This window comes from Clostridium sp. CTA-5 (assembly GCF_054768135.1).
Genome location: NZ_BAAAAT010000013.1, coordinates 76,329 through 85,554, shown reverse-complemented (window position 1 = coordinate 85,554; position 9,226 = coordinate 76,329). Strand labels below are relative to the sequence as shown.

Sequence of the window (9,226 nt, the reverse complement as noted above, 5' to 3'; positions counted from 1 at the left end):
TGATATTACTGATTACTATAGTGAGGAACTTATATAGAAAATATATTATATATATGCTTCTAACTAGACATTATTAATTAAAGATATAGTTTTCTATAAAAATTATATAAAAGATTATAAATGTAATAACTTAATTAGAACATATATATTAAAAAGTTCTAGTTACTATTATTAAGCATAATTTATTTATATAAGTTAAAATAGGAGTTTATATCTTAAGAAATTTATAATATTTATTAAGATCTTTAGTATATACCATTTGAAATAATTATTTTACATAATCATATTAAAAAAGGAGGTTGAATTAATGGATTTTATGCAATATATAACAGAAAATGCTTTAATATTAATTCCAGCATTATATATAGTTGGATTAGTTATAAAAAATACAGAAAGTATTTCAGACAAATATATACCACTTATTTTATTATTTTTAGGAGTAATAGGAGCAATGCTATTAATGGGTTTTAATGTACAAGCTGCAATTCAAGGAATTCTAGTTACAGGGGCAACGGTATACACGAATCAATTATTTAAGCAGTCCAAAAAAGACAGTTAATATGGAGATGAGTTCTAAAGTCCAGATAAAAACAAGCTTAATCTGAAACTAAGAACTCTGTTTATATAATTATATTCTTTTAGTTATTATGGTAAAATGGTTTTATGATTAGTTATTATGAATATAGGTTAATAATTAATATATATAAATTCAAATAAAGTTTGTTCATTAATATAAATTTTAGAATACTTATAAATAGTATTGCTTATTAGCATGGTGGGGAACTTAGATAGAAAAATTTATTATATATATGCTTCTAACTAGATATTGTTAATTAAAGATATAATTTTATATAAAAGATTACAAATGTAATAACCTAATTAGAACATATATATAGATTAAAAAATTAAGGAGAATATATTTAAATGAAAAGTAAAGAACTAGAGATTTTAGAGAAATATTATGGATATAAATCTTTTAGAAAAGGGCAGGAAAATATAATTTTAAAAATAGTAGATGGAAATGATGTATTAGCTATCATGCCAACTGGTGGTGGTAAATCAATATGTTATCAAATCCCTGCGCTTATATTTGAAGGATTGACAATAGTTGTTTCTCCTCTTATTTCTTTAATGAAAGATCAGGTAGATGCATTGAAAGACATGGGAATAGAAGGAGAATTTATAAATAGTTCTATAAATGCATCTGAAGAGTTAAAGGTTATAAATGATATAAAAGAAGGAAAGTGTAAGATATTATATATAGCACCAGAAAGATTAGAGTCACATAACTTTTTAAATGTTATATCTAATTGTAATATATCTCAAATAGCTATAGATGAAGCACATTGTATTTCTCAATGGGGACATGATTTTAGAACAAGTTATACAAAGATAGCGGGATTTATTAGATTACTAAAAAAACGCCCTATAATTACTGCCTTTACGGCAACAGCATCAGAAGAAGTCAGAGAAGATATTGTAAAGTTATTAAATTTAGATAATCCTAAAATTTTTATTACTGGATTTGATAGAGAAAATTTATTTATAAATGTAATAAAATCTGGAGATAAGAAGGCATATCTGCATAATTATATGACTAATAATAAAGATTCTTCTGGAATAATTTATGCAGCAACTAGAAAAGAAGTTGATCATATATATGAAGAATTATTATCTAATGGTTATTCAGTTACTAAATATCATGCAGGACTTTCAGAGAATATTAGAAAGCAAAATCAAGAGGATTTTATATATGACAGAACTAATATTATGGTAGCAACTAATGCATTTGGTATGGGGATAGATAAGCCTAATATAAGATTTGTAATACATTATAATATGCCTAAGAATATAGAAGGTTATTATCAAGAAATAGGTAGAGCAGGAAGAGATGGAGAAAAAAGTGAGTGTATTTTATTGTTTTCTCCTCAAGACGTTCAAATACAAAAGTATTTAATAGAACAATCAATTGAAAATTTTGAAAGAAAGAATAATCAATATAAAAAACTTAATGAAATGACTGATTTTGTTTATAGCAATGAATGTTATAGGAAATATATATTAGATTGTTTTGGAGAAGTTTATGATCATGATTGTGATAATTGTAGTAACTGTTTAAATGAAGGAGAAATAGTAGATAAGACAATAGATGCTCAAAAAGTACTTTCCTGTATATATAGAATGAAAAATAAATTTGGATCAGGTATGCTTGTTGATGTTCTTAGAGGGTCAAAAAATAAAAAAGTTATTCAATTTAAATTCAATGAACTTTCAACTTATGGAATAATGAAGAATTACTCAAGTGAAGAACTTAAAAATTTTATAAATACTTTAATTTCCCATAGATATATTTCTGTTGTTAATGGAACATATCCTGTTTTAGGTTTAAATCAAAGATCAATGAAAGTATTAAAATCAGAAGAAAAGGTTGAATTTAAAGAATTTAAGCTAGAGAAGAAAGTTAGAGAAGATAATCAATTGTTTGAAATTCTTAAAGAGATAAGAAAAGAGATTTCAGTGCAAAATGGAGTACCTCCTTATGTGGTTTTTGGAGATGCAACACTAAAAGAAATGACAATAAAATATCCAATAAATAAAGAACAAATGCTTAATATATCTGGAGTGGGAGAAGTAAAGTATAAAAAATATGGAGAAGCTTTTGAGAATGCAATAAAGGACTTTGTAGAAGAAAATAATATTAAATTATCTAATGAGATGACAGAAAAAGAAGAAGCGATAATAGAAAGTATTCATTTAGATATAACTACTAATAAAGAACTATTCGATAAATTAAATGAGATTAGATGTAAATTAGCTAAAAAGGAAAATACAATTCCTAAAATGATAATATCTAAAACTTCACTTAAAGAAATAAGCGGAAGATATCCTGTTAATATAGAACAATTAAAAGATATAAGTGGAATTGGTCCAAAGAAAATTTCATCATATGGAGAAAAATTAATCTCAATAGTTAATGACTACATTTTAGAAAATAATATAGAAGTAAATTGGGTTGATAAGAAAAAAAGAAAAGTTATTATAGATGGAGAAGACAGAGAAATTAATCAAATTGCTTTAGATATGCTTAAAGAAGGTAAAGATTTAGAAGAAATATGTGATGAGATAGAGGTATCAATTTCTACTATTTTAGGATATATAACAGATTATATTAAAGAGTTTGGAGAATATGGTTTTAATATAAATTTAGAAGAGTTTTATAATGAGGAAGAGGAAAAATTGATAAGTGAAGTATGTGAAAAAGTGGGATATGATAAAGTAAGTGTAATAAAGAAGAATCTTCCACCATATATAAAATATGAAGCAATAAGAGCAGTTATTTTAAATAAATATTTTTTAGGAAAATAAAGCAATAAGGTGGAATTTATTATGAAAATTTTTAGTAAGCTATTATATTTAACTATGTTAAAACTTTCAGGAAAAATAGAAAAAGAGTTTAAATATAATACTAGTAATGCAAAACAAGTAAATACAGATTTATTATTAAAAATTTTAAATAATAACGCAAATACTAAATTTGGAGAAAAACATAAATTTAGTAAAATAAAATCTATAGAAGAATATAAACAAAATGTTCCACTTTGTACTTATGATTATTATAAAGAATATATAAAAGAAGTGGCAAATGGTAAAAAGAATATTTTAACAATAGAGGACGTATCTTATTTAGCGCGTACTTCAGGAACTACGGGAACTCAAAAGCTAATACCAATAACTAATTCAGGAAAGTCGGTTGCTTCAAAATACAATGGATTATTACCTCAAAAATTTGTATACAATAATTTAAAATATAAATGGAATTATGGAAAAGGAGTTATGATTACAGATATAATTGTAGCAAATCATACTGAAGCAGGTATTCCAATAAGTGCAGCTTCTTCTGGAGGTATGAAATCACTTAAAAATATAATTCCATTTATCTGGACATCACCTGTTGAAGTAATGGAATTAAAAGATAAGGAGTCAGCTTTTTATTTACATGCATTATTTGCATTAGCTGATAAAAACTTAATGTATATAAGTGGATTATTTGTATCCACTATTTTGGATTTTTTCAGATTTATAGAAGAAAAGCATGAATTATTAATTCAAGATATAAGAAGTGGAAAAATAAATAAAAATATAATTCTTGATGATGATATTAGAAAAAAACTTAATAAAAAGTTACATGCATCTAAAAAAAGAGCAGATGAATTAGAAAAAGAATTTAATAACGGGTTTAATGGAATAGCTAAAAGAATTTGGCCATCAATAGCTTATATTGCATGTGTAACTGGAGCAAATTTTTCAGTATATAATGATAATGTTGAATTTTATATAGACAAGCTACCTATTTATTCAAGTGCATATGGTGCAAGTGAAGGAATGATAGGAATTAATCCTTATATTAATAAAGTAGAATATGTACTGTTACCAGATTCATGTTATTTTGAGTTTATAGACGTAAAGAATATAGATAAAAAGAATCCGCCTACAAGTAATATTGATGAAATTACTATAGGCAAAAGTTATGAGATAGTTGTAACTAATTTAAATGGATTATATAGATATAGGCTTGGTGATGTTGTTAAAGTTGTAGGACTTTATAATAAATCTCCCAAAATAGAATTTTTATATAGAAAAAATCAGTTATTAAATATGGTGTCTGAAAAAACTACAGAAGAGCATTTAAAGTCTGCAATAGATAAAACTGTTAGTGAACTAAATTTAAAGCTAGTTGATTATACTACTTATCCAGATAAGGATAATACTCCAGGAAGATATATCATATATTTAGAACTTAAGAATTTTAATAATGAATGTGATATTATAGAAATTGAGAAAAAATTAGATTTTGAACTTAAAAATGCTAATTTAGCATATGGAAGATTTAGAGATAATAATAGACTTAATCAATTAAAGGTGGTTATTGTAGAAGAAGGAACATTCAATAATTTAAAGGACAAGTTTGTAAAAAAAGGAGCAGCAAGAGCACAATTAAAGGTTCCACGAGTTATTTCTAAAGATTATATAAAAGATGATATGTTGTTAAAAGTATAGATAAAATTATAAATGAGGGATTGTTTCAAAAAAAATCAGGTTTTTGAAATAGTCCTTTATTTATTTACTTAAAATTAAAGCAAACTATTTAAGTAATAATATGAATATTAATAAATATATTTATTATAGAGTAATAATAAATATTAGAGGAGTGTTAATAATTTGGATCCCTATAAAATTTTAGGTGTAAATGAAAATGCATCAGAAGAAGAAATTAGAGATAAATATAGAAAGATAGTAGAAGAATGTACTGTGATTGAGGGAGATGAATATTCTAAATCTATACTTAAAGACGCGAATATAGCATATGATGTACTTATTAATGGGAATTTGTATAAGGAGGTTAGAGGATTAATTGAAAAAAATAATTTTTTAGCTGCTGAAGCTAAATTAAATGTTGCAGATAATAGAAGTTCAGCAGAATGGAATTATCTTCAAGGTTTTATAGCAGTACAAAAAGGTTGGTTTGATACTGCTTTATCTTATCTAAAAACAGCAACTGAAATAGAGCCGAATAATATGGAATATTTAAATAGTCTGAATAGACTTCAATCAAAAGTTATGGAATTTGCAGCTAATTATGCAAGAAAAAATACAGGTAATAAAAATAATTTTAATAACAATAATAATATGAATGCATGCGGAGGAGGTGGAGGAAACGGAGGAATGTGTTAATTAAAAAATTAAATAATATAGTTTACTATTGCTATTAAACAATAATTATGTTATTCTAAATAAGCAGTTGGTACGTAAAGTGCTAATTATGGAGCTTAGAGTGTCCTTCGCCGGTCTCTAAGCTCCTTTTGACATATAAAATGTTTTGCTTAAGTAATCTAGACTATATTTTAAGAGTATATCAACACTATTTTAAAATATAGCTATAATCTGAAAAGATTTGATTATTTAAGCTTATTTAAGGTGGGTGAGAATTTTGAAGATATCAGATTTAGAATTAAAATTGCTTAAAAATATATCTAGAGTGAGTTTGATAAATGGAACAAAGATTTTAGAGAGTAATAGAATAATTAGAGTAAGTGGAAAAAATATTAATGGACTTTATAACTTATATGGAAAAATAAAAGGTGATAATACTATTATTAATTATAATCCACACATAAGGATAGATTTAAAAAATGGGGAAATTTTATTAACTAAATGTGAATGTCATAATTTTGAATCAGAGAATACTTATAATAGTATATTTATTTGTGAACATTTAGCTGCAATAATTATAAAATTTTTTGATAAAGCTAAAAAGCAAATTAAAGTTAAAAATACATATGTTAAAGAACAAAGCAGAAAAGATTTAAGCAATAATTTAATTAATTATATAATAAATAAAAATATAGATAAGAAACAATTAGAGATAGATGTAGCTTTAAGAGAAGTAAAAGACAAAAGTGGAGATTATTTTGAAGCTAGTTTTTTTGTTGGAAATACAACTAAGCATTTAATAAATATTAAAGAATTTATAGAGAACATTGTAGGTGGAAAAGACTTTTATATAGGAAAAGGTCTTATTTATAGTCCAAAAAATTATTGTTTTAATGAACAGGATGAAAGTCTAATTAATTTTATAGAAGAATATTTATCAATTTGTAAAAATGACTTTAAAGGAGAGACTATAAAAATATTTCCTGAAAATTTAAGGAGTTTTTTAAGTATTATAAGTGAAAAGAAAATTAAGTTTAAATATGATTATCAAAGTTATTTATGTGATATAAAAAAGAGTAAGTTACCAATAAGTTTTACATTAAAGAAAATAAAAGATGATTATGTTTTAACAACTAAAAAAGTATTTCCAATATCACTTAATAATAAAATGAATGTGTTTTTATATGATAGGGAAATATATATTTCGCCTATAAATCACCTTAAAGCGTACGGTAAACTTTATAAAGAACTTAAAGAGAATAAAGAAATTAGAATTTATAATGAGGTTGGTATAGAAAAACTTAATGATTTAATTTTGTTATTAGATAAAATATCAACTGAATTTAACATTGAGCAGGATATTATTAATGATTTAGATAACTTAATAGATTTTAAGTTTAACTTTTCAAAAAAATTAGATGAAAAAATTTGTGAAGTTAAGATAATAAAAAATAAAGAGGAGATAGACTATAGTGATAAAAGATTAGCTTCTGATAGAATATTAAAAATGTCTAGAAAAATTAGAAATATTGAAAGTGAATTCAATAAATATAGATTTTACTGTGTAGATAAAAAGTTTATATTTCAGGGAAATGATGATGAATATTATGAATTTCTAAAATATGGAATAAATCATATAAAGAAAATAGGAGAAATTAATTATTTAAAAGAAAAGAATAATTTTAAGTTATATAGGAGTTCGGATATTAAATATTTTTTAAACAAAGATAAAGAAGATAATATTAAATTTTCATTTTCATTAGATGATTTAAGTAAAAGTGATTTACATACAATGTATAATGCTTGGAAAGAAAAGAAAACTTATATTAAATTAGATGATGGGAGCTTTGTTAATCTAGAAGATGAGAAAGTATTAAATTTTTTAAGATTAATAGAAAACTTAAATATAGATTTAATTAAAGAAGATGATTCATATTTAATTGATGAAAATAAATTATATTATTTAAATAAAAGATTAAATAAAGAAGAATTTAATATTATAGGAAGAGAAGTTCTTAATGAAATTTCAAATAAGTTAGATTATATAAATAAAGAAGAATTTAAAGTGCCTAAAACTCTTAAAGCCTCTTTAAGAGAGTATCAAATAAATGGATATAAGTGGCTTAAAAGTTTAAGTTATTTAGGATTTGGAGGAATACTTAGCGATGAAATGGGACTTGGTAAGACTATACAAATAATTTCATTTTTACTTTCAGAGTCAAACAAAAAGTCTTTAGTTATAACGCCAACTTCTTTAATATATAATTGGTATGAAGAATTTAGAAAATTTGCACCAAGTTTAAAGATAGGAATTGTACATGGAGAGTTAAAAAATAGAACTAAGGTATTAGAGGATATTAAAAAATATGATGTTTTAATTACAACGTACGGAACCCTAAGAAATGACTGCTTAAAATACGAAAATATAAAATTTGATAATTTAATTATAGATGAAGCTCAAAATATAAATAATCCTAAATCTAAGGTAACAGAATCAGTTAAAAGTATAAATGCCAAAATAAAATTCGCGTTAACAGGGACCCCTATAGAAAATAACTTAATTGATTTATGGTCTTTATTCGACTTTATAATGCCAGGATATATTTTTAGCAAAGAGGTATTTTCTAAAAGATTTATTAATAAAGACGAAAAATCTAAGCAAGAGTTAAGAATAATGATAAAGCCTTATATATTAAGACGGCTAAAAAGAGATGTTATAAAAGAACTACCAGATAAAATAGAAAATAAATTTTTTGTGGAAATGACAACAGATCAAAAGAAAATATATAAAACTTATATTAAGGATATACAAAATAAATTAAAACAAATAGAAAATAGTAATAATAGAATAACTATTTTCTCATATTTAACTAGACTTAGACAACTTTGTTTAGATCCATCGCTTATTGTAGAAGAATATGAAGGTGGAAGTGGAAAAATTAATATAGCAAAAGAATTAATAAAAAAATCAATAGAAAATAATCATAAAATTCTACTATTTTCTCAATTTACATCTGTATTATATAAAGTTTGTAATGAACTTAAAAATGAAAAGATTGAGTATCTTTATTTAGATGGTTCAACACCTTCGAAAGAAAGAATTAGGCTTGTAGAAGAATTTAATAATAATAAAGAATTAAAGATATTTTTAATTTCTTTAAAAGCTGGAGGGACAGGTCTTAATTTAACATCAGCAGATATGGTAATACATTTTGACCCATGGTGGAATCCAGCGATAGAAGAACAAGCTACTGATAGAGCTCATAGAATAGGGCAGAAAAATGTAGTTCAAGTAATAAAATTAATAACTAAAGAAAGTATAGAAGAAAAGATATTATTACTTCAAGAAGATAAGAAATCTTTAATAGAAGATATTATAACAGGTGAATTAAAAGAAGATGGATTGTTAAATAAGTTAAATAAAGATGAACTATTAGAGCTATTTAAGATATAATATTAAAACTAAAAGTTTATATTTATAATATTAGTATTTACTTAAAATAATACTTAATAA

At 23.8% G+C, this 9,226-nt stretch carries 5 protein-coding genes; all 5 read left to right on the top strand.

Going from position 1 to position 9,226, the window contains the following annotated elements; translation table 11 throughout:
* The first annotated feature begins 307 nt into the window (after positions 1-307).
* The 5 genes from ACYUET_RS17350 to ACYUET_RS17330 all read left to right on the top strand — a co-directional run bounded on the left by ACYUET_RS17350 (position 308) and on the right by ACYUET_RS17330 (position 9,166).
* A complete protein-coding gene (locus ACYUET_RS17350; RefSeq protein ID WP_460281722.1) occupies positions 308-559 on the top strand; it encodes a phage holin family protein in 252 nt (83 codons plus the stop codon).
* A 365-nt stretch (positions 560-924) separates the two neighbouring features.
* Positions 925-3,366 carry a DNA helicase RecQ gene (gene recQ / locus ACYUET_RS17345; RefSeq protein WP_460281720.1) on the top strand — a complete coding sequence of 814 codons (2,442 nt, stop codon included), beginning with the start codon at positions 925-927 and terminating at the stop codon, positions 3,364-3,366.
* A gap of 21 nt (positions 3,367-3,387) precedes the next feature.
* On the top strand, positions 3,388-5,058 hold the full coding sequence (locus tag ACYUET_RS17340) for a GH3 auxin-responsive promoter family protein (RefSeq protein WP_460281719.1): 1,671 nt from the start codon (positions 3,388-3,390) through the stop codon (positions 5,056-5,058).
* Between the two features lie 162 nt (positions 5,059-5,220).
* Positions 5,221-5,733, top strand: a complete 513-nt coding sequence (locus tag ACYUET_RS17335) for a J domain-containing protein (RefSeq protein ID WP_460281717.1) — start codon at positions 5,221-5,223, stop codon at positions 5,731-5,733.
* A 256-nt stretch (positions 5,734-5,989) separates the two neighbouring features.
* On the top strand, positions 5,990-9,166 hold the full coding sequence (locus ACYUET_RS17330) for a DEAD/DEAH box helicase (protein ID WP_460281715.1): 3,177 nt from the start codon (positions 5,990-5,992) through the stop codon (positions 9,164-9,166).
* The last annotated feature ends 60 nt before the right edge of the window (positions 9,167-9,226 follow it).

Bases quoted from the DNA above. Each gene is read 5' to 3' on its own strand.
- recQ (WP_460281720.1), top strand. From the start codon at position 925: ATGAAAAGTAAAGAACTAGAGATTTTAGAGAAATATTATGGATATAAA.
- ACYUET_RS17350 (WP_460281722.1), top strand. From the start codon at position 308: ATGGATTTTATGCAATATATAACAGAAAATGCTTTAATATTAATTCCA.
- ACYUET_RS17340 (WP_460281719.1), top strand. From the start codon at position 3,388: ATGAAAATTTTTAGTAAGCTATTATATTTAACTATGTTAAAACTTTCA.